Source organism: Endozoicomonas sp. 2B-B, from assembly GCF_053470045.1.
Window position 1 is genome coordinate 2787884 of sequence record NZ_JBLZMU010000001.1, and the last position, 25652, is coordinate 2813535.

The 25652-nt window shown below is 47.9% G+C and carries 24 protein-coding genes; 18 read left to right on the plus strand and 6 right to left on the minus strand.

The features are described from left to right. The first annotated feature begins 76 nt into the window (after positions 1-76). The 3 genes from ACOMHB_RS11060 (at position 77) to ACOMHB_RS11070 (ending at position 2359) form a co-directional block, all read left to right on the plus strand. A complete protein-coding gene (locus ACOMHB_RS11060; protein ID WP_448216656.1) occupies positions 77-472 on the plus strand; it encodes a GNAT family N-acetyltransferase in 396 nt (131 codons plus the stop codon). Positions 473-1142: 670 nt separating this feature from the next. Next, the gene (locus ACOMHB_RS11065) at positions 1143-1784 is read left to right on the plus strand and encodes a hypothetical protein (RefSeq protein ID WP_448216657.1); all 642 of its coding nucleotides are present in this window, start codon (positions 1143-1145) and stop codon (positions 1782-1784) included. Positions 1785-1810: 26 nt separating this feature from the next. Beyond that, positions 1811-2359, plus strand: coding sequence for a hypothetical protein (locus tag ACOMHB_RS11070; RefSeq protein WP_448216658.1), 549 nt, complete (start codon positions 1811-1813; stop codon positions 2357-2359). A gap of 607 nt (positions 2360-2966) precedes the next feature. Here the strand turns inward: ACOMHB_RS11070 and ACOMHB_RS11075 are convergent. Beyond that, positions 2967-3455 (minus strand): lipocalin family protein, encoded by a 489-nt coding sequence (locus ACOMHB_RS11075; RefSeq protein ID WP_448218631.1) that lies wholly within the window; start codon positions 3453-3455, stop codon positions 2967-2969. On the opposite strand from ACOMHB_RS11075, the gene ACOMHB_RS11080 reads away from it, so the two are divergent. Both ACOMHB_RS11080 and ACOMHB_RS11085 read left to right on the plus strand, forming a co-directional pair. Beyond that, positions 3430-3768 carry a hypothetical protein gene (locus ACOMHB_RS11080; RefSeq protein WP_448218679.1) on the plus strand — a complete coding sequence of 113 codons (339 nt, stop codon included), beginning with the start codon at positions 3430-3432 and terminating at the stop codon, positions 3766-3768. The two genes, ACOMHB_RS11075 and ACOMHB_RS11080, sit on opposite strands and share 26 nt — an antisense overlap. Before the next feature lie 24 nt (positions 3769-3792). Beyond that, positions 3793-4338, plus strand: a complete 546-nt coding sequence (locus ACOMHB_RS11085; RefSeq protein ID WP_448216659.1) for a hypothetical protein — start codon at positions 3793-3795, stop codon at positions 4336-4338. 177 nt (positions 4339-4515) lie between these two features. On the opposite strand, the gene ACOMHB_RS11090 is transcribed toward ACOMHB_RS11085, so the two are convergent. Beyond that, on the minus strand, positions 4516-4806 hold the full coding sequence (locus ACOMHB_RS11090) for a hypothetical protein (protein ID WP_422133327.1): 291 nt from the start codon (positions 4804-4806) through the stop codon (positions 4516-4518). 196 nt (positions 4807-5002) lie between these two features. Next, a complete protein-coding gene (locus ACOMHB_RS11095) occupies positions 5003-5530 on the minus strand; it encodes a DUF2062 domain-containing protein (protein WP_422133328.1) in 528 nt (175 codons plus the stop codon). A gap of 486 nt (positions 5531-6016) precedes the next feature. On the opposite strand from ACOMHB_RS11095, the gene ACOMHB_RS11100 reads away from it, so the two are divergent. The 10 genes from ACOMHB_RS11100 to ACOMHB_RS11145 all read left to right on the plus strand — a co-directional run bounded on the left by ACOMHB_RS11100 (position 6017) and on the right by ACOMHB_RS11145 (position 15741). After that, positions 6017-8317 carry a DNA internalization-related competence protein ComEC/Rec2 gene (locus ACOMHB_RS11100; protein WP_448218632.1) on the plus strand — a complete coding sequence of 767 codons (2301 nt, stop codon included), beginning with the start codon at positions 6017-6019 and terminating at the stop codon, positions 8315-8317. A 131-nt stretch (positions 8318-8448) separates the two neighbouring features. Beyond that, on the plus strand, positions 8449-9078 hold the full coding sequence (locus ACOMHB_RS11105) for a MotA/TolQ/ExbB proton channel family protein (RefSeq protein WP_422133329.1): 630 nt from the start codon (positions 8449-8451) through the stop codon (positions 9076-9078). Beyond that, positions 9078-9506 (plus strand): ExbD/TolR family protein, encoded by a 429-nt coding sequence (locus ACOMHB_RS11110; RefSeq protein ID WP_448216660.1) that lies wholly within the window; start codon positions 9078-9080, stop codon positions 9504-9506. Before ACOMHB_RS11105 ends, ACOMHB_RS11110 begins: the two co-directional genes overlap by 1 nt. Before the next feature lie 97 nt (positions 9507-9603). Beyond that, positions 9604-10665: a tetraacyldisaccharide 4'-kinase gene (gene lpxK / locus ACOMHB_RS11115; RefSeq protein WP_448216661.1), complete on the plus strand. Its 1062-nt coding sequence runs from the start codon at positions 9604-9606 to the stop codon at positions 10663-10665. Then, a complete protein-coding gene (locus tag ACOMHB_RS11120) occupies positions 10646-10867 on the plus strand; it encodes a Trm112 family protein (protein WP_448216662.1) in 222 nt (73 codons plus the stop codon). Before lpxK ends, ACOMHB_RS11120 begins: the two co-directional genes overlap by 20 nt. Further along, positions 10867-11658, plus strand: a complete 792-nt coding sequence (kdsB, locus tag ACOMHB_RS11125; RefSeq protein ID WP_448216663.1) for a 3-deoxy-manno-octulosonate cytidylyltransferase — start codon at positions 10867-10869, stop codon at positions 11656-11658. The genes ACOMHB_RS11120 and kdsB overlap by 1 nt, the downstream gene beginning before the upstream one ends. A gap of 25 nt (positions 11659-11683) precedes the next feature. Next, positions 11684-12166 carry a low molecular weight protein-tyrosine-phosphatase gene (locus ACOMHB_RS11130; RefSeq protein WP_448216664.1) on the plus strand — a complete coding sequence of 161 codons (483 nt, stop codon included), beginning with the start codon at positions 11684-11686 and terminating at the stop codon, positions 12164-12166. A gap of 3 nt (positions 12167-12169) precedes the next feature. Then, positions 12170-13183, plus strand: a complete 1014-nt coding sequence (gene murB, locus ACOMHB_RS11135; protein ID WP_448216665.1) for a UDP-N-acetylmuramate dehydrogenase — start codon at positions 12170-12172, stop codon at positions 13181-13183. Positions 13184-13525: 342 nt separating this feature from the next. After that, positions 13526-14812, plus strand: coding sequence for a L,D-transpeptidase family protein (locus ACOMHB_RS11140; protein WP_448216666.1), 1287 nt, complete (start codon positions 13526-13528; stop codon positions 14810-14812). A gap of 164 nt (positions 14813-14976) precedes the next feature. Beyond that, positions 14977-15741, plus strand: a complete 765-nt coding sequence (locus ACOMHB_RS11145) for a DeoR/GlpR family transcriptional regulator (RefSeq protein WP_422137096.1) — start codon at positions 14977-14979, stop codon at positions 15739-15741. 215 nt (positions 15742-15956) lie between these two features. Here the strand turns inward: ACOMHB_RS11145 and ACOMHB_RS11150 are convergent, their stop codons facing one another. Both ACOMHB_RS11150 and rne read right to left on the minus strand, forming a co-directional pair. Continuing rightward, positions 15957-16301 (minus strand): RING finger domain-containing protein, encoded by a 345-nt coding sequence (locus ACOMHB_RS11150; RefSeq protein WP_448216667.1) that lies wholly within the window; start codon positions 16299-16301, stop codon positions 15957-15959. Positions 16302-16598: 297 nt separating this feature from the next. Next, entirely contained in the window at positions 16599-19550 is a 2952-nt protein-coding gene (gene rne / locus ACOMHB_RS11155; RefSeq protein WP_448216668.1) for a ribonuclease E, read from the minus strand. A 571-nt stretch (positions 19551-20121) separates the two neighbouring features. Between rne and rluC the strand changes: the two genes are divergently transcribed. From rluC to ACOMHB_RS11170, 3 genes are all read left to right on the plus strand, one after another. Further along, positions 20122-21105: a 23S rRNA pseudouridine(955/2504/2580) synthase RluC gene (rluC, locus tag ACOMHB_RS11160; RefSeq protein ID WP_448216669.1), complete on the plus strand. Its 984-nt coding sequence runs from the start codon at positions 20122-20124 to the stop codon at positions 21103-21105. Positions 21106-21181: 76 nt separating this feature from the next. Next, the gene (locus ACOMHB_RS11165) at positions 21182-21844 is read left to right on the plus strand and encodes an HAD family hydrolase (RefSeq protein WP_448216670.1); all 663 of its coding nucleotides are present in this window, start codon (positions 21182-21184) and stop codon (positions 21842-21844) included. 82 nt (positions 21845-21926) lie between these two features. Continuing rightward, positions 21927-22913 carry a S49 family peptidase gene (locus ACOMHB_RS11170; protein ID WP_422133341.1) on the plus strand — a complete coding sequence of 329 codons (987 nt, stop codon included), beginning with the start codon at positions 21927-21929 and terminating at the stop codon, positions 22911-22913. 313 nt (positions 22914-23226) lie between these two features. Here the strand turns inward: ACOMHB_RS11170 and ACOMHB_RS11175 are convergent, their stop codons facing one another. Beyond that, the gene (locus tag ACOMHB_RS11175; protein WP_448216671.1) at positions 23227-25419 is read right to left on the minus strand and encodes a WD40 repeat domain-containing protein; all 2193 of its coding nucleotides are present in this window, start codon (positions 25417-25419) and stop codon (positions 23227-23229) included. Positions 25420-25652: the final 233 nt, after the last annotated feature.

Here is a 25652-nt window from a genome sequence, read left to right on the forward strand (position 1 = left end):
CCCAATAGTCAAGGTTTCTTTGGCGCCACTACTCTCAGCTTTGAACCGGCTCATTAGATTCTTTATCAGCCGGACAATGCTTTTGCCAACCGCTAAACCTATGCCGGATGGTAAATACCCGATTTGTGCATTTTACACCATTGCGCCGGGCTCTATTTCGAGAAAAACGCTTCCAGCGTCGTTAGCCAAAAAACTACCGGGCTATCCTGTGCCTGTTTTTTTGCTAGCACAACTTGCGGTTCATAAAGGCTTCAAGGGTAGGGGGCTTGGAAAGATTGCTTTGATCAAAGCTCTTGAATACTTATACGACATTAATGCTCATATGGGGGCTTATGCTGTTATTGTTGATTGTTTGAATGATAATATTGCGGCCTTATATGAACAGTTTGGCTTTGAATCCTTAACGAAAGAAAGCGACCGGGAACGTATGTTCTTGTCCATGAAAACGGTGCAATTACTGTTTGATAAATGATGAAAAATAGTTGCACTCGTTCTTGTTGGTTTTGACATAAGGCTTAACAAACTGGGATGAGATTAACTTGACAGTATGCTCATATGTCTTAAGTAACTGATCCTGGCAATGAGCACTGCCACAGGCTTTCACGATAATAATACATGGCTCAAGATTGGCTTAGTATTCCAGCAGATGTTTCCTGGACAACTTCTTTCTGATAACTTTGCGACCCTGTTCATCAACACCAAACGATGGTAGCTGTTCTTGCCAATATTGATACCCAGTACTGAAATAGTCATGGGTGGTTCGCTCGGACTAATCCAGTTTAAATGGTTAACTCCATTTTGGGCTCATTTAAAGCCGTTTGGGAGGGGGAGCATCCCATGTTCTGGGTTGATGGACGCTATTATGACGATCGATGATCTTCTGGAACTGGTGTCGGGGGAATAGCCCTGAGCAACTGTTGGAAAACACTGTTACAACGTTTCCTTGTTAAAGTGGACAAAGCTTCCGAGCTTATCCCCGCTACCTGACTCTCAGGCACGTGGCTTGGAATTGCGACAAATCAGAAAGCTTCCGGGGTTCTGTTACATACGGTGCAGGACTTACCTCCTCGTTTTGTTATTTTGAACAAAAGAATAAAAACATTGTCTAAAGGAATAGGTGGTTTATAAGGTAGTAATCAAAAATGAATCTTGACCTAAGCATATCAGCCAAAAGTACGGAAAGTATAACAAGAGAGCATTGTAATTCAGCTTCTAAACAAGAATTTTCTGGTAATTTTTCACATTATACTGTGAGAGGGGTTGCTGAGAAGCTTGCAAAGCGTTTTCCTATTTCGGAAATAACAAATCTTACTCCAGAAACAACTTTCTGGTTCACTAACGAGTATCCGGGTGGTATTAGAGGCAGTGAACTTTCATTAGTCAGGACGATAACCGGGCTTCGTGAATTATGCCCCATAAGCGCAAGAAGAGTATCAATTGTCACGGGTGAGTCAGGCTTATTATCTTGTATTCCTGAGCTTTCATCCATATCAGAATTAATAATACAAGTTGACATTGATCCAGTACTTTTGAATTTTACTGGAGAGTTGCTAAAGAATTTAAGTAATTTAACTTCGGTTAATTCAAAAAAGTATTATGAGGTGGTTCATTTATCTTTGGATTTTTTAAAGCGTAAAGGGATTCCCATTGAGATATACGAATCAAAAGTTCTGAAATCTGCTGAAATGTACAAAGAAGCAATGGGAGAGCTACACTGCTTTTCATCTCAAAGACGATTTGATGAATTTAAGTCAGCCTTGAAAAATGCTATATACAGGCTCTAGAAGCAAACTATTTTTCAGAAAAAGACATGGCTAGTTTATTTAAAATACTGGTGGGAGAAGGACTTGAAGTGTCTTATTTCAATATTTCCAATGCCTATGAATACTTGTTTGATTTCTATGACATGAACCCTTATGTTGGATTGGTTAAGGGGCTGGAAAGTACCGCTTACATGAGAGCTATGCCTCTCGCTGAAGATGCAGTTTGTGCTTATTCTTCCCTTCTTTCAACTCACCACCATACTGGTACCAGCAGGAAAGATTTATTTTTTGACCGATTGCATAAAATAAATAAATCAAGGGCTTTATGTAAGATAAATCTGTTTTCCGGTACGAATGGATCTGATGCAGATAATATCACTTCTGCCTGTGTAGCATTAGCCAAAATTGATCGTATGAAGGTAAAAACAGCTATGTGTTTTTTAAGGCTGCTTTTGGCGAATATTACTAAAGAGGAATCTATCGCCTTGTCTTTCAAGGTGGCAGAAATAGATCAAATTCTAACAGAAAATAAAATGTATGACTCTGAGTCCGGAGATAAATTTATGGAAGTAATCAGAGCTTCGACAAAAAAATAAAAGTCATAGGCTTATGTTTTCGTCTCTATCACTCAACGTATCTTGAGTTGCTGTATTAGAAATTTTCTTTTCGTCTTTGTTTTAGGGGTGTTGCCGGTAGTTGAACTTTCACAAGGTATGCCATTGGTGCTTAATCCAGTTTGTCGGAATCAAAGAACAACTGTCTTTAAACGTAGAAGTGAGTACTTGCGCCTGATAATGTTTATTACATACCTTACTTGCCGAACTTTAAAACGGTAGAGCATCGCGTGAACATGAAGGCAAAGAGTGCCCCCATCCCTGAATTGATGAACGCCAGATCTGGCAATAAAGTAAATGTTTCCACCCGCTGAGACATAGATTCCGTATTTTACCTCGCTGTAATCTTCCGTTTGAAAATAAATAAAATGATAGGAATTCATTTCCAGTCGAATACTGGAAAGCTGATTGTGACTGTGCTGGCGACCAATGGTAATTTGAGCGATCGAGAATCCTCGCCCAGAGTGAAGCGATGAGCGGGGAGTGTCAGATATTTGAATATGTTAAGCATGATCCAGCTGGGTAGGTGGCCAGCCGAGGGATTGAGAAAGTTGCGCGTTCTCAGCCCTGACGGTTTTGTTTCTGACTATCACTGTTTGACCCATATTAACTGGTCAGTATCAAATCTGAGCTTGGCGGATTGTTGGATAAACCGTTCTTTTAACTTCTGGCTCACTTCAGGGGTTCGGGACAAAAGCCATAGATAATGCTTGTTATAACCGCTGACAAAAGCGTACTGGTAGTCCTTCTGGTCCAGTTCGAAGATGACATAAGAGGCATAAAAGGGGCCAAAGAAAGAGACTTTTAAATAGCCTTCATCACTGTGTCGAACGAACTTTGCCGTGCCTGTTGCCTGACGGTATTCATCGTCTTTTTCAGAGTAGCCAGAGTTGATCACTTTGACAGAACCATCCCGTTGTAGGGTGTATTCGGCAGTGACATGACTCAGTCCTCGCTCAAAGGAGTGATCCAGTCGGGCAATTTCAAACCACTTGCCCATATATTTTTCGATGTCAAAAGGTTTTACTGGCTTTACGTGTTCAGGAATTCCTGTGCAGCCTGAAAGTAGTGCGAACATAGCCAGGCAGGCAATGAGTTTCACAAGTAGTCATCCTCTTTTTATTCATGGTAATGATATGGGGATTTTAGGGGATTGGAAGCAATTAAACATCTATTGTCGTGAAGATGGGGTTTCCCCTCTGTCCAGAAAGATTATTGACCTTTACGTCCTCGGCAGCATCGCCAACGAATTGATGATTATGGTACTGATGGATTTATGCCAGAATTCGTTGGCTTTCGATCGAGACAATAATAACCACCCTGTATTAGCAGAACAGACCTTATCTTTCGCCTATCCTGAAGCATCTGGTCAATACGCATTAACGCTCTGATTCCTGACGAAAAGGTAAAATATCATGAAAAGATACTGGTACAGCCTATGGGCTATTCCACAGCTGGTTTTTGCCATTGGCTTTGAGTTCCCACCTTATCCTAACTACGACACAATGCCCCCGCCACATGTATTTGGACATGCGATTACTCCCTGCGCTATTCCAGCAGGGACCTACAGGCTTGATGCTAAATATCTGGCCAAAGTGCATAACATAGGCATTAACAAACTCCTCCTGAAACTGCATGTGAATCCTGGCGGTCTTATGATTTTGACTCTGCAACTGGTCCCTGATGGCAGAGAAGAGTATTTTTTGGTTAATCCCTATGGTAACTCAGCGGATTTGGCCAACCTGTGCAATGGCAATCATTTCAGCTTTTGGTTTCAGAACATCAATCTTTATGGGAAGACGCTAAGTGGGGAGATTAATGGTGAATTCACAGGAAAGGGTTCTAAGAGTTATCTGACAGTGCGAGGTGTTGTGGAGAGGTATGATCCTTCATGGCAATCAAAGGTGACTATAAAGCTTTCTAACCATCGAATGACGCTTGCATATCCTTACGTAGAATAAGGGTGGAGCCATGGATGGCTATCAATAACGATGATGTGGGACTTATGTTTGGGCATGCAGCTGTAGCCCTGAATTTTATCGGGTCCATCAATGGGGAGCTTGCTGGAAGGAAGGCTATATGGATTGGCACCCAGCACAAACTGCACTTCAGCGGAAGTGCAGATCGGGAAGTATCGATCAGCTATCGTTCATATACTGGCTTGGATCAATGTAGATACCCAGCGAGCGTTTGTCGATACGCTTTTCATTGCTCTGTTCTTTATAGCGGAAGACGATGGTATCGCCCACATTAACATCCAAGGTCTTGTCGGCTGAGAGGTACTTATACTCATCATCGGATATGGTCAGTGTATGAATGTAATAATCGGGCATACCCAGCCAGTCACTGTGAGGGCCTTCGGTGCTGATGTTCTCAAGCACACCGCGACCTTCCAGCTTTGGCTTGCGCTTTTGGAAGCTTCTTTGCATGGCAGTATTTGGATTACCGAGAAGTCAAAAAAAGTTTTCGAAACGTGAGTGCTTTAACTCATGGCGATAACTATAGGAAGACAGCGATCTCCTGTCCATAGTAATAGAATAAAAATGTCGCATTTTAAGTGAAATTTACCCTTTTATAACCCTGGACTGGAATACTGGCCATAGGGAAACTTGGGCAAAGAAGGGTCTATGACTTTTTGCATATTGTACGTTTGCGTCGCTGGCGCCAATTGTGAACGACATTCCAGCGCCAGTATAGCCTGATCAGCAGGTAGCCAAGAAAACCCAGAATTACACCGGTAACTAATGAACCCAGATACAGAGGTTTCCAGATTCTGGCCAATTCAACACCCACGCTATGTGCCGAGAGCTCAAAAGAGGTTTCGCTGATGGGGACATCCAGAATGTAGCATCCCACCTTATAGGTGAAATAAAATATGGCTGGCATAGTGACCGGATTGGTGATCCAGACCAGAGCCACCGAGAGGGGCAGGTTGCAGCGGAATACAACGGCCATGGCAGCAGCCACAACCATTTGGAAAGGGATGGGGATAAAAGCACAAAACACACCCACAAAAAAAGCACTGGCTGCAGAGCGTCGATTCAGGTGCCAGAGGTTGGCGTCATGGATAGTACTGCCCAGAAACCGAAGATGTCGGTTGTTCTTAATGGTTCCCGGATCCGGCAGATAGCGTTTTATCAGTTTCCTCGCCATGTCCCTTAACTGTACTCTTTCTTTGATCTGAGACTGACTTCCAGTCTTCAGTGTGGAAATACCGTTCCATAAGCAGCGAATCAAGTTTAGTGATTCTCACCTTAAAAGTCGGTCGTCTCCGGTTGTTTTGATCAGGCAATCTTGTGAGTGTTTATCACTCAGCCTGTCATTGCCTTGCAGAATTGGTTGGTTAAAAGCCATCTAACCAGCACACCTTTCAGCATAATCCAATCTTGATGACTATGCTGAGAGCCTGATCCAAGCGTTAAACTCATCATGGGTCTGACCCTTGTCTTCTCTGCAAAAAGCGCGACATTATGCACTGATTAAATGAAACACACTATCAATCTTCCCACAGGGTACTGTAGCTATTTATCGGGAATAGTGCTGACGGTTCTTTTTCCGACAATACCAGGCGATATGTCTATCAGGGTTATCGGCGTCCTGGGCGTGCTGTTGATTATAACGGGGCTGCTGTCTGTCATCATGGAGGCTGGAGCCGCCCAAACCGCAGATTCAGTGCCATTAAGCAGAGTGTCGAGATTCCGGAGGTTTTATAAAGTTTATCGAAGCCTTCGGAGCATTTTGCCCGGTGCTAGTTATTTCCCGAATGATTTTTCGGTGCCTGTTCTCCTTTATGTCGGGTTGGGGTTAACAGGAATCTTTACAGGATTTTTACATGCTGATGGGCTTAAGAAGAGCTGGATCAACACGGAGCAAGAAAGTAGAGCGATGATAGTAACAGGGTTTATCTCTGATATTCCTGCTTATCACCCGCATCTTACCCGCTTTGATTTTAATGTGAAAACGCTGGAGGGAGAGACTGCCGGGTATCTTAAAAAGATTCGACTCAGCTGGTACCGGGCACCTGAAGTTCAGGCTGGAGAGTTATGGACATTACAGGTTCGGATCAAGCACCCTCACGGCAATCGAAGTCCCGGGGCTTTCGACAGAGAGGCCTGGGCAGCCAGAGAGAATATTCAGGCTACGGGGTATGTCAAAACAGGCGAGAAAATAGCGACTTCAGATAGCATGGTTTTCTTCAGAAGTCGCCTTAGAAGTGCTGTGCGACACTGGCTCTATCAACATTGCAGCGAGCATTCTGCTGGCTTGTTATCGGCGCTGTTAATTGGTGACAAGTCAGGAATCTCTCAGCAGCAATGGCAGTGGTTGAATCAGACGGGTACCACTCATTTAATGGTGATCTCGGGTCTGCACATAGGTCTTATGGCAGCAGCAGGTTACTGGTTAATGATGATGCTGGCACGAACAGGCGTTGTTCCTCTGAGGAAGATTACCTTACCCCGGTACGCCGCTGGAGCAGGGCTCCTGTTTGCCCTGATGTATGCCTTTATGGCAGGTTTTACGGTACCGGTTCAGAGAGCACTGGTGATGACCGGTCTGGCATTATCAGGCCCTTTACTGGGTATTAAAGCCAGACCCCTGACGTTGTTCCTGTTGGCGCTTTGTGTCGTATTGTCTATCGAACCTCTGGCTATAACCAGTGCCGGATTCTGGTATTCCTTTTCGGCGGTGGGTATTTTGCTTTTCGGTTGTTGTGGACGGCTTTGCATGAAAGCTGATGACGATGTCAGTATGGGAGGCAGGTCGAAGCTTTGGCTGAGGCCTCAATGGCTGGTTTTCCTGATGCTGGCTCCCATGTTGTTATTCAATGAGCAGTCAGTATCTCTGTTTTCACCGCTGATTAATCTCGTTGCGATTCCTGTTATGGGACTGCTGGTCGTGCCTGCAGCTTTTCTTGCTTTGGCCCTTCAGCCAGTTTTCACTTCGGTCTCTAACGGGATTCTTCATTTTCTGGATGGTGCTTTCAGGTTATGGGATATGGGATTAGCCGCCGTGTCATCATTACCAGTCTTTTTGCCCGAGGCCAGCATAGGACTGATACAAGTTGTCCTGATGGCAGCAGCTGTATTGATTCTGGCTTCACCCAGAGGGCTTGGGTTAAGAGTGCTTTTCCCCTTTTTTCTTCTGCCTCTGTTTTTCCCCATCAAGGATTATCCTGAAACAGGTGAAGTGAAAGTAGCCGTACTGGATGTGGGGCAGGGTGTTGCAGTGGTCTTGCAAACTCGTCGAAAGACACTGCTGTATGATACCGGAGTGGCTTCCAGAGGTCGTTTCAACTCGGTGGATGGCATCATTGTTCCTTACCTTAATCGCTTTGGTATTGACCGGGTGAACCGTGTCATGATTTCCCATGGTGACAATGATCATTCCGGTGGGCTTGACGTGATTCATCAGCGATATCCTGAAGCAGAGATTATTTCAGGCTCTGCGGTTGCCGGGTTTGAAGGGGCAATGAGTCCCTGTCTGCCCGGAATGAAATGGCAATGGGATGGAGTGGCGTTCGAGGTGTTGTCAGGCAGTCGTTTATCGGTGACTGATAATGAGCGATCCTGTGTTTTGAAAGTGACAGCAGGCACTGAAAAGTTGCTCCTGACCGGCGATATTGGCAAAAAAACCGAGTCTTATTTAATCAGTCAGGTTGAAAACCTTGAGGCAGATTATCTTCTGCTTCCCCATCATGGCAGCCGCTTTTCAGGCTCAAAGGCGTTTCTATCTCAGGTCAACCCATCACAGGTATTGGTGTCATCGGGTTATCGAAATCCATTTGGACACCCGGCGGCAGAGACCCTGAGCCGGGTTGAACAACTGGGAGCGACTCTCTTCAGCACGGCCAGTTCAGGAACCCTCAGCTTTGTTATGGGGAAGGAGCCTGAGACCGTGAAGAAATACAAAAGTGAAAGTGCCAGATACTGGTGGCGCTGAGGAGGGGGTCTCCAATGTTTGCACTCGTGTTGTTGGCAATATTAGGGTTGATACGCAGGTGTGCGTGGTTTTAAACCGATGCTCTGTGATAAAGTCTTTCCATTAAACAGGCTTCTGGAAGGGAATGAGCTGTGTTCGAGTTGGTGAAATCCGGTGGTTGGCTGATGTTGCCAATCCTGCTTAGTTCTGTCATTGCCATGGCGATTATTTTTGAACGTCTCTGGACACTCAGACCGTCGCGTATTGCGCCCAGAAATACCTTGTCTCAGGTCTGGAAGTGGATAAAGAATAATGATCTGGACAACAAGAAAGTCAGTGGCTTGAGGGGTGGGTCTCCGTTGGGTGAAATCCTTGCTGCAGGCATCAGTAATGCCCGCTATGGCCGCGATATCATGAAAGAAAGTATTGAGGAGCAGGCTGGCAGGGTTATCCATGAGCTGGAGCGTTATCTCAATACTTTGGGAACGGTGGCTGCCATTGCCCCTTTACTGGGCCTGCTGGGCACGGTTATTGGCATGATTGATGTGTTTACAGTGATCATGCTGGAAGGGACAGGTAATGCCGGTGTGCTGGCCGGGGGGATCTCCAAAGCCCTGATCACCACTGCAGCCGGTCTGACCGTTGCGATTCCCAGTCTGATCTTTCACCGTTATTTTACCCGTCGTGTGGATGAGCTGGTGGTGACCATGGAGCAGGAAGCCACCAAGCTGGTGGAAGTGCTTCAGGGAGAGCGTAAGCTGAAAGACCGCGAGGGCAAGTGATGAAATTTCGTCGCCAGTCCCGGGAAGAAGTCTCGCTGAACCTGACACCGCTGATTGATGTGGTCTTTCTGTTGCTGATCTTCTTTATGGTCTCGACGACCTTCACCAAAGAGACCCAGCTGGCCATTGATTTACCGGAAGCCAGTGGCGAGCAGAGCGCGTCTGTTGAGAAAACTCAGGTGGAAATTACCATCAGCCGTGAAGGTCATTATGCGGTGAATGGCCAGTCTCTTGTGAACAGTGGTTTGGAGACATTGAAAAACGCTCTGGCAAAAGTCAGTGAGGGAGACTCCAATCTGCCTCTTACTATTACGGCAGACGCCAAGACACCTTATCAGTCAGTAGTCACCGCCATGGATGCTGCCGGTCAGCTCGGTTTTGCCAACCTCAGTATGACAACGCGCAAACCAGTAGAATCGGAACAGTAAGGGTAAATGAGCCTGAAAGGCCTGTTACCTCTGGTACAAACGCAGTCACGAAAGACTGCGTTGGCATTTTTTTCTTTATGAGAGCAACTGACCCCTCATGGAAAGCAAGGAATCTCGTCGTTGGCAGGCAGTACTCAGTGACTCGGTTCTCAAGTCATGGTATGGCCGTGGGTGCTGGACCCGACTGTTGCTTCCATTGTCCTTTTTATACGCTCGAATAGCCCAAAACCGCAGGTTAAAACTAGAGCGCTCCGAGCGCTGGCAGTCGCCTGTTCCTGTTGTTATCGTTGGCAACATTACGGTAGGGGGCACCGGTAAAACGCCTTTTGTGGCCAGTCTGGTGGCAAAATTAATCCAGCAGGGATTCAAGCCCGGGATTGCCAGTCGGGGCTTTGGGGCCGGAAAGGGTATTCATTTACCCGCAGAAGTATTGCCTGACTCTGATCCTGCTCTGGTCGGGGATGAGCCTGTGATGTTGGCTCAGCAGTTGAATATTCCGATTATGATCGACCCGGATCGGGTTTCAGCAGCGAAGGCGTTGATTGAACAGAAAAATTGTAATCTGATCATCGCTGATGATGGCCTTCAGCACTATAATCTTGATCGCCATGTTGAATTGGTGGTGATTGATGGCCAGAGAATGCTGGGTAATGGTCTTATTCTGCCTGCCGGACCTCTCAGGGAACCCCCCGGCAGACTCCGGGAAGTGGATCAGGTGCTGATCAATGGCGAGCCCTCCGGAACGCTGGATTGTCACTCTGAGCATTTTTCCCTTGAGCCAGGTGCGCTTAAGCCTGTCAATGGGCAAAAAGCAGGTCTGCCTCCTGCCTCCGGAAAAATACATGCAGTGGCAGGCATAGGTAATCCTGAGCGCTTTTTCAGAACGCTGGAAAAGCTCGGGTATGAGGTGATTCCCCATCCTTTTCCCGATCATTATGGGTTCAGGAAAGAAGATTTTCAGTTTCGGGACAATCTGCCCGTTATCATGACGGCCAAGGATGCAGTAAAATGTTCTGCTTTCGCAGAATCCCGTTTCTGGTTTCTGCCGGTCCAGGCACAGGTGCCTGAGCCGGTTTTTGAACGAATTCTGACACTGATTGAAACTCGAGGGCCGCAGAGCCGGCCTGATAAGGATACCCATGGACAAGAAGCTGTTTGAGATTCTGGCCTGTCCCCACTGCAAGGGCGATCTGAAATACGACAAATCAGCGGCTGAGCTGATTTGTCGTCCCTGCGGCATGGCCTATCCCATTCGTGATGGTATTCCTGTTATGCTGGAAAACGAAGCCCGCACCCTGACTGCTGATGAGCGGCTTGAAGGTGGTGAGGCGACTTCTTCCCAAGAGGATACGTCAGCCTGATGAGTGCTTCCAATGCTGCGTTTACTGTTGTTATTCCTGCCCGATTCAGCTCCAGTCGTCTGCCCGGCAAGCCGCTGATTGATATCTGTGGTAAGCCCATGATTCAGCACGTCTATGAGCGGGCCTGTGAGAGCCACGCCACTCGCGTCATTATCGCGACGGATGATGAGCGTATTGTCAAAGTGGCTGAAAGTTTCGATGCCGAGGCCTGCATGACGCTCTCCGGCCATCCTTCCGGAACCGATCGTCTTCAGGAGGTTACCCGCCTTTATGAGATGGGTGACAATGAGGTGATTGTTAACGTGCAGGGGGATGAGCCATTGATTCCGGCAAAAGTCATTAATCAGGTGGCTAATAATCTCATCCAGGCTGACTCGGCCGGTGCTGCGACCCTTTCGGAGCCTGTGCGAAATCGGGAAGATCTGTTTAATCCCAATGTAGTCAAGGTAGTAACTGATCATGAAGGGTTTGCTCTCTACTTCAGTCGTGCTCCTGTGCCATGGGCCAGAGATGACTTTGCTGACAGTGCTAAAGCTCTGCCTAAGGTGGATATTTTCAGACGCCATATCGGTATCTATGCCTATCGTGTCAACCTGTTGAATCAATACGTGCAGTGGCAACAGAGTCCGGTTGAGTCCGCTGAGTCGCTTGAGCAGTTGCGGCTGCTTTGGAATGGTCATCGTATTCATGTGGCCGACGCCATGGAGTCACCTCCCCATGGGGTTGATACGGAAGATGATCTTGAAGTGATCAGGGGGCTTATGGAGAACAGGCTGGCAGATATTTCCTGATTGGCAGCCAAGCAAGGGTAAAAGAATGATTCGGGTACTTTTTGTCTGTCTGGGTAATATTTGTCGTTCTCCCACCGCTCACGGTGTGTTTGTTCATTTAGTGGAGCAGGCCGGTTTATCTGGTCAGATCGGGGTGGATTCAGCCGGTACCAGTAGCTGGCACAAGGGAGCAGAGCCCGATGGCCGGTCAATAGCAGAAGCTTCACGTCTGGGCTATGATCTGTCGTTTATTCGTTCACGGCAGGTCTTGACCTCCGATTTTCAAGAGTTTGACTATGTGTTGGCCATGGATGAGAGTAATCTCGGGGATTTGCTGGATATATGCCCGCCTGAGTACCGCCATAAAGTACAACTTTTTCTGTCTTTCAGTGATGTTTCTGAACGTGAAGTGCCTGATCCCTATTATGGTGGGGCGCAGGGTTTTACCGAAGTGTTGTCTCTGGTTGAGAAAGGAGGGGCGTCACTGTTGGAGCACATCACAGATCATGATCGGAGCAAATTGCAGTAGTTCATGAGAATTCTTGAAAATTATTCCCTCCAGGCCCTGAATACCTTTGGTTTCAGGGTCAATGCCCGTTATTTTGTTGATGCCGTTTCGGTTGAGAATCTCCGTGAGGCCATTGCTTTTGCAAGCACAAAGAATCTACCCCTCGTCCCCCTGGGTGGTGGTAGCAATCTGGTGTTAAGTGGTGATCAGGAGGCTCTGTTTGTCCATATCAATATTCCTGGCAAAAAGGTCATCTCTCGTGAAGATGAATGTGTCACCGTGACTGCGGGAGCGGGTGAGAATTGGCATGAGTTTGTCCGCTGGACTCTGTCTGAACAGGCTTTCGGTTTTGAGAATCTTTCCCTGATTCCGGGGAGTGTGGGTGCAGCACCGATTCAGAACATTGGTGCCTATGGTGTTGAAATCAAAGATTACTTCCGGAGTTTGGATGCACTGGATATCCAGTCCGGAGAACTGAAAAGCTTTTCTCTTGAGGATTGCCGGTTTGGCTATCGTGACTCGATCTTCAAGCAATCAGCTCGAGATCGCTTTATTATCACGTCTGTTTCGTTTGCTCTTGATGCCAGGTGGTCGCCCAGACTCTCTTATGGCGATTTACAACAGGAAGCAGAGCGGCGCTCAGACGGGAGCCCAGACGCTTTTGTGATCAGTGAAGCTGTCTCTGATATTCGCAGGGAAAAATTGCCTGACCCTCTGAAACTGGGTAATGCCGGTAGCTTCTTTAAGAATCCTGTAGTGAATGAAGCACTTTTGAAGAAGATGCAGGCAGATTACCCTGATATCGTCGCTTATCCCTTTGAAGGCCGCTGGAAGCTGGCCGCTGGCTGGCTGATCGACAGGGCGGGTCTGAAAGGTTTTCGTCAGGGATCGGTAGGCACTTATCACAAGCAGGCTCTGGTACTGGTCAATCATGGTGGAGCAGAGCCCGATGATTTGCTGGGGCTGGCCAAGCATATTCAGTCTGTGGTTCGTAATAAATTTGGCGTCGAGCTGGAGATGGAGCCAAGAGTCTATTAATTTCTTGAGCTTTTCCAATCACGAGTGCCAGTTTTCTGGCATTCCCCTTCCCTTCTGATGATAAAGAAAAACTCCCTTTTTCAGGCTGTCTACTCTTAAGAAAGTACGAGATGTTTTCTGTTCGATGAAAGCCTTTTATGCAGTGAGGCTTGTACTGTAAATGGAGCTTTCATGCGTGGTTTTCTATCGTTAGTATTGCCGTACCTCTTTGTTAACCTATCTGCTACAACCGTGTCCGCCGAGGACTGGTTATCAGTCCCTTCAGTATCTTCAGATCCCGAAATCCAAATCAAGAGTGAAGGGTATTCACAAGCTGCTTCCAGTGAGCAGTTGATCAGCTGGATGTCGACAGCACCCCTGCATGGTATTGAATTTCCACAGAGTCAGTGGTTGCAGCTGGCGATTGATCCCTCCGAGCAGAATGTTCGAAAAGTCGCTTACGAATTTGCAGCTTATCTGGATACCGGGCGACTGGACAGAAGGGTTTATCAGCCGGGGTGGAGAATTGCAGACACAGCTACTTTGCCTGTATTGCAGGAGCATATGGACTCTAACTCGCTTGATATGATTGAGCCCAGGCTGCCGCAATATGAGTTGTTGATGAGAGCGCTACAACGGTTTTATACCTATCTGGAGGCGGCTGCTGATCACTTTCCGTCCAGTATGGTGCTGCAAGAAGGGGATCGGCATCCTTCCATTTTGATTCTGAACCAATGGTTATTTGATCTGGATCTGGCTGATCGTCTGCCGACAGGGTATTACAGTCGATCCCACATGTCAGTGGTCAAGACATTACAGAAGCAGTATCGAATTCGTGCAGACGGATATGTAGGTGAGCGCACTCGTCAGGCTCTGATTGCATTAACCCTTCAGAGAATCAAAGTCCTGAAGGTGAATATGGAGCGAATGAGGTGGATGCCCAGATCCTTGCCTTATCCTCATGTGCTGGTGGATATTGCCGGTTTTAATGTGGCCTGGGTGACGAGTCAAAGAAAACAGAGGCTTTATCGCGCCATTGTTGGCAAGCCTTCTCGCCAGACTCCGATTTTTCAGGAAAGTATAGAGAGTATTACAGTGAATCCATACTGGCGGGTACCTAGCTCTATTTCCTCGACTTCGATATTGAGGAGGGCTCAGAAAGATCCTGCATTCCTGAAACGTGAGGGTTTTTCTGTGTATGAAAGTTGGAAGTCAACTGCAAGAGAGCTGGATCCTGACACGATTAACTGGAAAAAATACAATCGCAGAGTCTTTCCCTATCGTCTGGAGCAGAAGCCGGGGAAGGTGAATCCACTGGGCAAATATAAGCTCGACTCTCCCAATGCCTACAGTATTTACCTGCATGATACTGACAAGCCGGATCTTTTTAAGGAATCTGTCAGAGCCTTCAGTTCCGGTTGCACCCGGGTTGAAAATATTGAACATTTAATTGGCAATATTCTTAAAAGCCAGGGAATGGAAAATGAAGCAAGGACTTTGCAAGCCACTTCGGAGACGGGCAAGTTAAAACTCAGAAAGCCTGTTCCACTCTATTTTGTTTACTTCACTGCCTGGCCAGACAGTCATGGTCGTGTCCGCTTCAGGCAGGATATCTACAATCTGGATGATGCATTGCTGTCCGGACTGTAATTGCAACCACTGGAGACGTTCGAATTTTCTTCGCCACGAGCATTTGAAGTTGGTATCCTGAAGGGATTGATTGGAATATCTCCATGGATTGACACTCTGCTGCGCAGGGTGTTTTAGCTGACAAGAGTTTTCGGATGACTGCCAAGACAGCTGCTGTATCTTCTATACCTCAGACCCATCGTCAGGAATTGATTGTTGATTTGATTCGTCAGCATGGCTTTATGACGACCGATGAATTGGTGCAACACTTTAAAGTGGCTGCCCAAACGATTCGCAGAGATTTGAATGAGCTGGACAAAAAGAACCTGATCTCAAGGCATCACGGTGGTGCAGGTATGCCGTCCAGTAGTACAGTCAACACGGCTTATTCAGAGCGCAAGATGAGCCTGAGTGAAGAAAAGGCTTGTATTGCTGCCGAGCTGGTAAAAAGAATCCCCGATGGTGCATCACTGTTTATCAATATCGGTACTTCAACTGAAGCTGTGGCCAGGGCATTGTTGAATCACAAGGCGTTAAGAGTCGTTACCAATAACCTTCATGTGGCGTCAATTTTGCTGCAGCGCGAAGACTTTACCGTTGTCATTGCAGGGGGGGAAGTCCGTAATCGTGATGGCGGTATTGTCGGTCAGGCAACCCGGGATTTTATTGAGCAATTCAGAGTGGATTATGCCGTCATGGGCATCAGTGGCATCGATATGGACGGTGCCCTGATGGACTTCGATTACCATGAAGTCAGGGTCGCTCAGGCCATGATTGGTAATGCCAAACACTGTTTCCTGGCAGCGGATCACAGTAAATATGGTCGCAGTGCTATGGTCAGGCTGGGTCATCTTGAGCAGATTGATGTCTTATTCACGGATGTTGAGCCTCCTGAGCCGCTTAAAGAGGTTATGGCAAATTGCGCGATAGAGATGGTAATTTGCGAATAACGGATCATTGTTGCGCATAAAAAGTGTTTTTTTCAAAAAAGGTTAATGGTTAAAGAGCACCAAATCGCCCTTATAGCCATACAAGATTCAACCTTCATCTGTCTAAGGACTTTCAGCCATACACCAGCCAGAATCCGGCGGACTTTCAGGTAAAGAGGATCAAGCTCTTATCTCAATGAGTAAGGCCCGTTGGTTTACATACTATCGCCATTCCTTCAGCTGTAGCGAGCTTCAATCAACAAATTTAAAAAATGCAAGTCATTGAGGTCAGGGTCCACCAAGTGCAGGATAGGTGTGAAGTTACCAGCCTCTCTTAAGATCTGAACAAATGGGTCCTCTTGCTGGATAGTCCTATCCTTGAGGGGAGTCCTACACATAGCACATACATCTCCATGCTCTAGCCAGGTTTCCAGACAGGATGTGTGAAAATTGTTGGCGCATTTGGTAACCGATACTTCTTTTTCTGCAAAACTAAAATAACAAATAGCACATTCGTCCTCTTGCATATATTCAGTAGCGGGCCAGTAATATTGGTCAGAAGGGGTTGTGATTCCGTTCATGATATTTACTCCTGTTTGCTTGGCTTATATTTATCTGACTTGCGTTATCTCTTTTAGTTCCCTGATCCTCTGTATTTTTTGTGGTTATTGAAAGCGGTAACGATGTAATCGGAGTTGCAACGTCAATCGTGTTTTCCAACTCCCGTAATAAGCATGAAGATATGAGTTTTAAGACAAGAAAGGAGGGGCATTGCCTCTCCTTTTTCTATGGGCGTCATTGCAACATGACAGCTTGAAATGATGAACTCTCATCACTGGAGTCATAACAGCCCGATGATAGTCCACCGGGCTTGATGATTAATTTTCCTGTGATGCAGAGACAGCAGGTTGCTCATCTTCAGATGGCTTGCTTTCGGGCTGCTGGGCTGTTGAAGCCTGCTGTTGCTCCTGACGACGCTTCATGCGAGGGTCGTTGTGAGCCCTGCTGCGTCTGCGGCGGGGGGCAGGTTCTTCTTTCTTGCTGAACTCAACAACATTTGATGTTGGCTCGGCTGCTGCTTCGGGTTCGGCAGCTTTGCGTGCTTCCTGCTGTTGAGGTGCTGCTTCAGCAACCGGTGCCGGAGCGGTTTCCCTGCTGCTCTCAATTGCTGGAGTTGCGGGCTTGGCAGGTTCTTCTGCTTTTGCGACTGTGGGTTCAACGCTTTGTTGAACCGGAACATTTGGCTTCTGGAGAGGGACTGCATCCCTGTGGCTGCTGGCAGCGACTGCCTTGGCCATTTCAGTCATGCGAGGCGCTGCAGTTTCAGGTGCCTCAACAACTGGTGGGTTAGCAGGTCGGGTATCTTCAGCCTGAGGCTTCTGCCCGTTGGCAGGAGCTGCCTTGCTAACCGCTTCCTCAGCCTGTCTTGTTGCTGGCGTTTCGGCAATAGCATCGACCCTTTCTGGCTGGTGGGATGCTTTCTGTTCAGATTCTCTGGCAGCCATCTTTTCAGTCGGTGCTTCCAGTGGGGCTTCTACTTCCTGAGAGGCCCTTAGGTCCTGCTGAAGAGCCGGTTTAGCACTCTGTTTTTGAGAGGTCTGTTCTACAGGTTCTTTTACAGCTGCACTCGTTCTGGCGGCAGCAGGTTGCGATGGTACTTCCGTCTTGCCTTCTTCAGGCTGAGACAGAGAGGGTAGTGAGGGCTGTTCCAGTTGGCTACGATCTCTCTGGGAGGGACGGTTGTTTCTTCTGCGATGTGCAGAGCCGGGACGACGACGGCGACGGTTATCTTCCTGCTGCTCGGAAATGGCCTGATCCTGATGTTTCTGATCTGTCAGAGGCTCACGGCGATCTCTTCTTTCCTGTTGCTGGCGACGAGAGCTGCGCTCCTCCGGCTGCTGGCGAGCAACGCGTTCCTGACGGGGCGAGTTCTCTCTTCTCTCGTCCTGTTGGCGACTACTGCGACGGCGCTCATTCCGAGCCTGACGATCATCAGCCTGCTCTTTGCGGTGCGGTGGCTTGTTGCGTTGCTGGCGTTGGCCACGATGATCTCGCTGCTGAGAGTCGCGCTGTTGACTATTGCGATCTCTTGGCTGGCGCTGCTGAGGAGCAGGCTTTTGGGTTTCAGCCTGGGTAGGCTTTTGTGAGGCTTCTTCGGCCGTAAAAAGACCACCAATTGCTTTGACAAAAGACTTCAGCAGGCCTTGTTTTTCAGCCAGAGCGGGTGCGGGTTGAGATGGAGCTAGGTTTTTAACCGCCGCTTCCTGACGTGGAGTTGCCCTGGTCTGTGAAGAGGTTACTTTTTCTTCCTGTGGCTCGTCAGCAGTGATGATTTCGTAGCTGCTCTCGGAGCCTTCCAGCACGTGATCATCTCTCAGACGCTGTACGTCGTAATGCGGTGTTTCCAGGTTTGGATTGGGAATCGCAACAATGCGAATCTTGTGACGCTTCTCAATCTTGGCGATGGTCTGGCGTTTCTCATTCAACAGGAAGGCAGCAACAGCGACCGGCACCTGGGCACGGATTTCAGAAGTCTTGTCTTTGAGAGCTTCTTCTTCCATCAGGCGCAGGATTGACAGGGCCAGGGATTCAATATCACGGATAGTGCCCTGGCCAGAGCATCTTGGGCAGACCACACCGCTGGTTTCACCCAGTGACGGGCGCAGACGCTGGCGAGACATTTCCAGCAGTCCGAAAAGAGAAATACGTCCGGTCTGCACGCGTGCGCGATCCATGGAGAGTGCCTGACGAATGCGATTCTCGACTTCACGCTGATTGCGGTTGTGGCTCATGTCGATGAAGTCGATCACGATCAGCCCGCCGATATCACGGAGCCTGAGCTGACGGGCGATTTCATCGGCCGCTTCCAGGTTGGTGTTGAGTGCCGTTTCTTCAATATCGCCACCACGGGTTGCCCGGGCGGAGTTAATATCTATGGAAACCAGGGCTTCAGTGGGGTCAATGACAATGGAACCACCCGAAGGCAGCTCAACTTCACGCTGAAAAGCTGTTTCGATCTGAGATTCGATCTGGAAGCGGTTGAACAGCGGGATGCTGTCTTTGTATAGCTTGACCTTGTGCTGGTACTGGGGCATAACCTGCGTGATGAAATCCACTGCTTCGTCAAATACGCTGGATTTGTCGATCAGAACTTCGCCAATGTCCTGACGCAGATAGTCCCTGATTGCCCGGATAATGACGTTGCTTTCCTGGTAAATCAGCATAGGTGCTGGCTTTTGTGCCGCATCCTTGATGGAACTCCAGAGTTGAAGCAGGTAATCGAGGTCCCACTGCAGTTCATCTCCGGAGCAACCGAGACCTGCTGTGCGGACAATAACACCCATTTCGGAAGGGATCTTGAGGTTGCTCAGGATTTCACGGAGTTCAGCCCGTTCATTACCCTCGATGCGACGCGAAATGCCGCCGGCTCTTGGGTTGTTGGGCATCAGAACCAGATAACGACCGGCCAGACTGACCAGCGTCGTGAGAGCAGCGCCCTTATTGCCGCGCTCTTCCTTATCTACCTGAACAATGACTTCCTGCCCCTCTTTGATAACGTCCCTGATGTTGGGGCGACCACCTTGATGAGGGGAGCTGAAGTATTCCCTGGAGATCTCCTTAAGGGGGAGGAATCCGTGACGTTCAGCACCAAAATCGACAAAAGCTGCTTCCAGGCTGGGTTCAACCCGGGTGATTTTTCCTTTGTAGATGTTAGCTTTTTTCTGTTTACGAGCGCCGGACTCGATGTCCAGATCGTAAAGGCGCTGGCCATCAACCAGCGCGACGCGCAACTCTTCAGACTGAGTTGCGTTGATTAACATTCTCTTCATAGAGTACCGAATACATTAAGAGGCTATCCTCTCAAGCCGGCACTGCCCGTTTTCTTGTCTTCCGGTCCGTCACTGATGCGGAACTGCCGGTTTATAATCTGTGCTATCAGGGTTACTTCCCAGTACTTCTTTAACCAGCTTTGTAACTATTTAGCATCAAACCGGTGACCAGGTCTTAATTCAGACGGGTCACCCTGGGCGGGGAAATTCAGTTTTACCGGGAATTTTCGGCGTTTATCGATAGCGATTGGCTCGATAAAAAAGTAGGCCGATTATAATGTCAATCTTCCCGGAGTTCTCCTCACGCCCGGAATCCGGGGGTGCACTGCTTGACAGAGAGTAGCGCTGTTTATCTTACACGGCTGGGCCGTGATGGTGTTTCATCTGTCCTGAGTGTCATCGGCTCTGGTTCAAGTGGCTTTATGGCTCTTTCGTACTTGCCAATTCCGCTGTCGGCCGCTCTCAGGATTCGTAAATCGAACTGCCTACTCGTATATGCATAAGGCAGTGCAACAACTATACCAGTAATCTGTAAGTGCTTCAAATGACGGAAAGCTGATACTATAGCGCAATGGATAGACATCAGAACGACTCCCGGCAAGCCGGAGAACCCCGCCCAGCGGTAAAAATGATCAATATTGACAGCGAAGATGCCGGGCAACGGGTCGATAATTATCTGGTACGGATTCTCAAAGGTGTGCCTAAAACCCGGGTTTACAGAATCATCCGTAAAGGTGAAGTACGAGTAAACAAAAAGCGCGTAACTGCAGATTACCGGCTTCAGGATGGAGATCTGTTAAGGGTTCCACCTGTCAGGATTTCTGAAAAGGCTCTCATGGCAACGCCTGGGGCTGTTATTATCCAGAAGCTGGAAGATGCCATCCTCTATGAAGACAAATCTCTGATTATCATCAATAAGCCAGCCGGTATTGCTGTTCATGGTGGCAGTGGTATCTCTTATGGCGTTATTGAGACTCTGAGAAACATCCGCCCTCAGGATCGAAGTTTGGAACTGGTGCATCGTTTGGACCGGGATACTTCGGGCTGCCTGATGATTGCCAGAAAGCGAAGCATGCTTCGTTATCTTCATGCTCAGCTGAAGGAAGATAAAATCAGTAAAATCTACAACGCCCTCGTCCTGGGTCGCTGGCCGAGCAGGAAAGTTCTTGTGAATGCCCCTTTGCTGAAAAATACCCTTCGATCCGGAGAGCGGATGGTGACGGTGGATATAGAGGGTAAGCGTTCAAAAACCCTTTATCAGGTGCTTGAGAGATTCAGTTACGCCAATGAAGCAGCCACTCTGGTAGAGGCCAGTCCGGTTACTGGTAGAACGCACCAGATCAGGGTGCATTGTCTGCACGCCGGGTACCCGATTCTTGGAGATGATAAATACACGCCAGATGAAGATAATAAACGATTCAGGCAGTTCGGGCTGAAGCGACTGTTTCTTCATGCCGCCAAACTTAAGCTGGTTCTGCCAGATGGCCAGCCTTTGACAATTGATGCCCCTTTGCCGAAAGATCTTGAGGATTTACTTGAGACGATCAGGAATTAATATTTTTTTGGATATTGATGGCGTCTTTTTTCTCGTGTTACAGACATCTGGACAAGCAGTAGAAGATTGATCAGGTATGAAGGAAAGAAAAGAGTATTCACTGGTTGTATTTGACTGGGATGGAACCTTGATTGATTCTGTGCCCAATATCGTAACCGCCCTGGTCAGGGCGGCAGAGAACATGGCGTTGCCTGTTCTTTCAAATGAGACTTATAAAAGCATAATTGGACTGAGCCTGGGGGAGGCGGTTGCAAGACTCTATCCTGAGCTGGATGACGGGCAGGTCGCCGCTTATCGTGAAGCGTACCGGTTCTTTCATCTTAAGCTGGAGCAGAAGCCATCCCGTCCTTTCCCCGGGGTTACCCGGGGGTTGGAGCATCTGAAAGGTACGAGGATCAAAATGGCGGTGGCTACGGGTAAAAAAAGAGCGGGCCTGGAGCGCTCAATGACCGCTAACGGTTACCAGTCATTCTTCGAGGCCAGTCGGACAGCCGATGATGCCCATTCCAAACCTCATCCGATGATGCTTGAACAGTTGCTTGCTGAGTTCGGTGTAACTGCAGATCAGGCGCTTATGGTTGGAGATTCCGGGTTTGATATGGCCATGGCTGCCAATGCTGGTATGGATAGTGTGGCAGTCACTTATGGCGCTCAGGATGAAAGCAAGCTGAAAGAGTATGATCCGGTGTATACGGTGGACTCTTTTGATGATTTGATTGATTGGCTGGGCAAACACTGACAGCCATAGAAAAAGAACTTTTTTTGTGCTCCGTTCGAATAAGGGACAGAGAAGTTTGTTGAAAATAGCAGGAGTGAGTTGAGTGAGTAGTTCATGGAATGAGAGTGATGACTATGAACAGTCAGGTGATAAAGAAGGGCGTGCCTGGAAGCTGGTTGAGAACCTGGCCCAGGGTGCTTTGAAAGAGCAGCGTCGTGCACGTCGCTGGGGGATTTTCTTCAAGCTTCTGACTTTTATCTGGTTGTTTGTATCCGTTGGTGTTTTCTACAACGCCATGCATGTAGATCTTTCTGGTGCTCCAGCCAGTGCATCCCATACTGCCCTTGTAGAGTTGGACGGTGTTATCGGAACCGATGATGTCAATGCCGACTCTGTGGTTACCGGGCTGCGTGCAGCCTTTGAAGATAAAGGTACCAAGGGGGTTATTCTTCGTATTAACAGCCCCGGTGGCAGCCCGGTTCAGTCTGGCTATATCTATGACGAGATCAGGCGGCTGAGAGGCTTGTATCCTAAGACTCCCCTCTACGCAGTAGTCATGGATATCGGTGCTTCTGGTGGCTACTACGTGGCGGCGGCGGCAGATAAGATTTATGCAGATAAAGCCAGTCTGGTCGGTTCCATTGGAGTGATTTCTTCCGGTTTTGGCTTTGTCGAGGCTATGAAAAAGCTGGGCGTGACCCGCCGTAACTATACGGCAGGTGAGTTCAAAGCCTTCAATGACCCCTTTCAGCCCGAGGACTTTGAAGCGACTCAGCGCTGGCAGCAGTCTCTGGATACGATCCACAATCAATTTATTAATGTCGTAAAACAGGGGCGTGGTGATCGTCTGTCTGATAATAAAGATATCTTTTCCGGCATGGTCTGGACAGGAGAACAGGCAATAAAACTGGGTTTGCTGGATGGTCTGGGTAGTGCCGGTTATGTAGCACGCGAAGTAATTGGTGAAGAAGAAATTGTCGACTTTTCTCTGCGTTTGACTCCTTTCGAGCGTTTTGCGAGAGATTTTGGTGCCGGGGTTGCTTCGACTGCGGTTAAGGTGCTTGGGTTGAACTCCTTATCGTTGCAGTGATGTTTTTCGAGTAAGACCCATCGTGCTTTCTAACTCCCGGGATGAGCATGGATATTTGAGCCTTAAGGCAAGGCGACGATCGCCAACGCAGGATTAAGGCTCAAATCTTCAGTGCAATAGGGAATTAGAAAGTTCGATTGGTATAATTAAACCTGGAAAGGCCAGCGATTTGCTGGCCTTGTTTGTTGCAGATCCAGTTGAGATCAGCTTTTCCAGCGTACAACGGAACCTCTGTCTTCTGGTCGTTTTCCAGTCTCTCTTTGAAGTTCCACTCACCCTGAATCCAGTCGTCACCCATGTCTTCTGGATTGAATCAATTTGGCTGCTTGCCCACGCTCCTCAGCAATTTAGTGACTCGTACTGTTTTGTCCTTACTGGTGGTCACCACATGGCGTTGGTCGGCGCTGAAGAAGGCTGATGTGATGGGCCCCTCGTGGGAAATGGTGGCTTTTTTTACCCATGATCCGTCGGCCATCTTGCCGTAGACTATTGCTGTGTGATCGTCACTGGCCGTTACCACATGGTTCCCATCAGCGCTGATGTTGGCTGATATGACCTTGTCATTATGGGAAATGGTGACTTTTTCTGTCCATAATTCATCGGCCCCCAGTTCATAAATTTTCGCCGTGCAATCGTCACTGGTGGTCACCAGATGGCGGCCATTGGCGCTGAAAGCAGCTGAACTGATTCGACCCTCATGGGTAATGGTGACTCTTTCTACCCATGATCCGTCGGCCATCTTGTCATAGACTTTGGCCGTGTGATCGTCACAGATGGTCACTAAGTGACAACCATCAGCGCTGAAGATGGCTGATCTGACCTTGTCCTTATGGAAAATAGTGGCTTTTTCTACCCATGATCCATCGGTCTCCCTGCCATAAATTTTTGCTGTGTGATCGTCACTGGCGGTTGCCAGATGGCGACCATCGGCGCTGAAGGTGGCTGAGTTGATCTTATCATTATGGGAAACGATGGTTTTTGCTTTCCATGATCCATCGATACCCCAGTCGTAGATTTTCGCTCTGTAGTCGTTACTGATGGTCACCAGGTGGTGGCCCTTGATGCTGAAGCTGGCTGAGTTGACAGGACCTTTATTAGAAATGGTGGTTTTTTCTACCCATGATCCATCGCCGTTCCGGCCAAGGATTGTCGCAGTGCCATTGTCCTTGATATCAATTGCATAGAGGCCTTGCTCGCTATAGACCGTTGAGCGGCTCCAACCAGTCACGGCGACGGTGTCTTCTTCTATCCATGATCCACTGGCCCCCCGGGTATACATTCTCAACCTGTTATCGCCACTGAGGATTATCAAATGGCGACCATCGTCACTAAAGCTGGCTGACTTCATGGGAGCATTATGCAAAATGGTATCTTCTTCGACCCATAATCCATTGAGTTTCAGATAGATTTTCGCCGTGTTATCGCTACTGAAGGTCACTACACGACAGCCATCGGCACTAAAGATTGTTGGTTTGTCCAAACCATTATTGGAAATGGTGGTTTTTTCTACCCATGATCCCCCAGCTTTATGGCTGTGGATTTTCACCGTATGATCGTCACTGGTGGTTACGACATGTTGGTTGTCGGCGCTGAAGGTGGCTGAGTTGACCTTATCAGTATGGTAAATGGTGGTTTTTTCTTCCCATGATCCATCGACGTTCTGGCCATAGATTTTCGCCGTGTGATCGTCACTGGCGGTCACCAGATGGCTTCCATCGGGGCTGAGCTCAGCTGACCTGATATTGCGAGTATGGTGAATGGTGATTTTTTCTTGCCATGATCCATCGACCTCCTGGCCAAGGATTTTCACACTGTGATCGTCGCTGATGGTCACGACCTTGCTGCCATCGTCGCTGAATCTGGCTGATTTGATACGGCCACTATGGGAAATGGTGAGTTTTTCTTCCAGTGTTCCATCCTCTCCCAGAGCATAGATTTTCACCCTATGATCGTCACCAACAGTTATCATATGGCGGCCATCGGCGCTTAAGGACGCTGAGTTGATGCTGCTGTTATGGGAAATGCTGGTTGTCTCTAATTTAAATGTTTTACATTGAGACATCACTTTACTGACAGTGAAAAAGAACAGAGCAGGAAAATAAACACTCTCGCGGCGTTTCATGACTGAATCGATTAACGCCTCATCATCGGTAAAGCGCTGCAACCATTCAGTGAGCTGTTTGTCATCTTTGTTACTGAGTATTCTCTTTAATTGAGTCTGGTGTGAAGAGGGAAACCGGCCATACCAATTCTTTGCCAGAGTATCGCCTTGTTTGGTAGCGCCCTGAAAAAGGCGGGATGCCCTTTCCAAGCTGCTAACAGAGCGAAGATCCAGATATTTAAAAATTTCCGATTGTGCCAAGGGGGGCAAATTTGCCAATGAATGTTGTGGCTTATCAGGTGCTGTTACATGCTTTCCCGAACTGACTCCGGTCGTTGTCTCTGACCGGGATTGCTTTGGTTCTGACAGGCCAACAATGCCGTAATTATCATTTATGCGAGTCATACTTGCTCCCTCCCTGGATAGATATTTTCCTGCAATCAAGAATGATATTCAGAGTTGGTTTAATAGATTAGAGTCTTTTTTGGGACAATAGTTCAAAAAATAGAGCCACATGCAAAGTTGCTGGTATGCTGATTTGCCATTAAGAATGAGTATTGATTAATGATTCTTATGTTTTTTTCTTTAAAGGTCAGAATGTGTCTTTGTAATTGAGTGCTTGAGAAATAAAGGCTGAA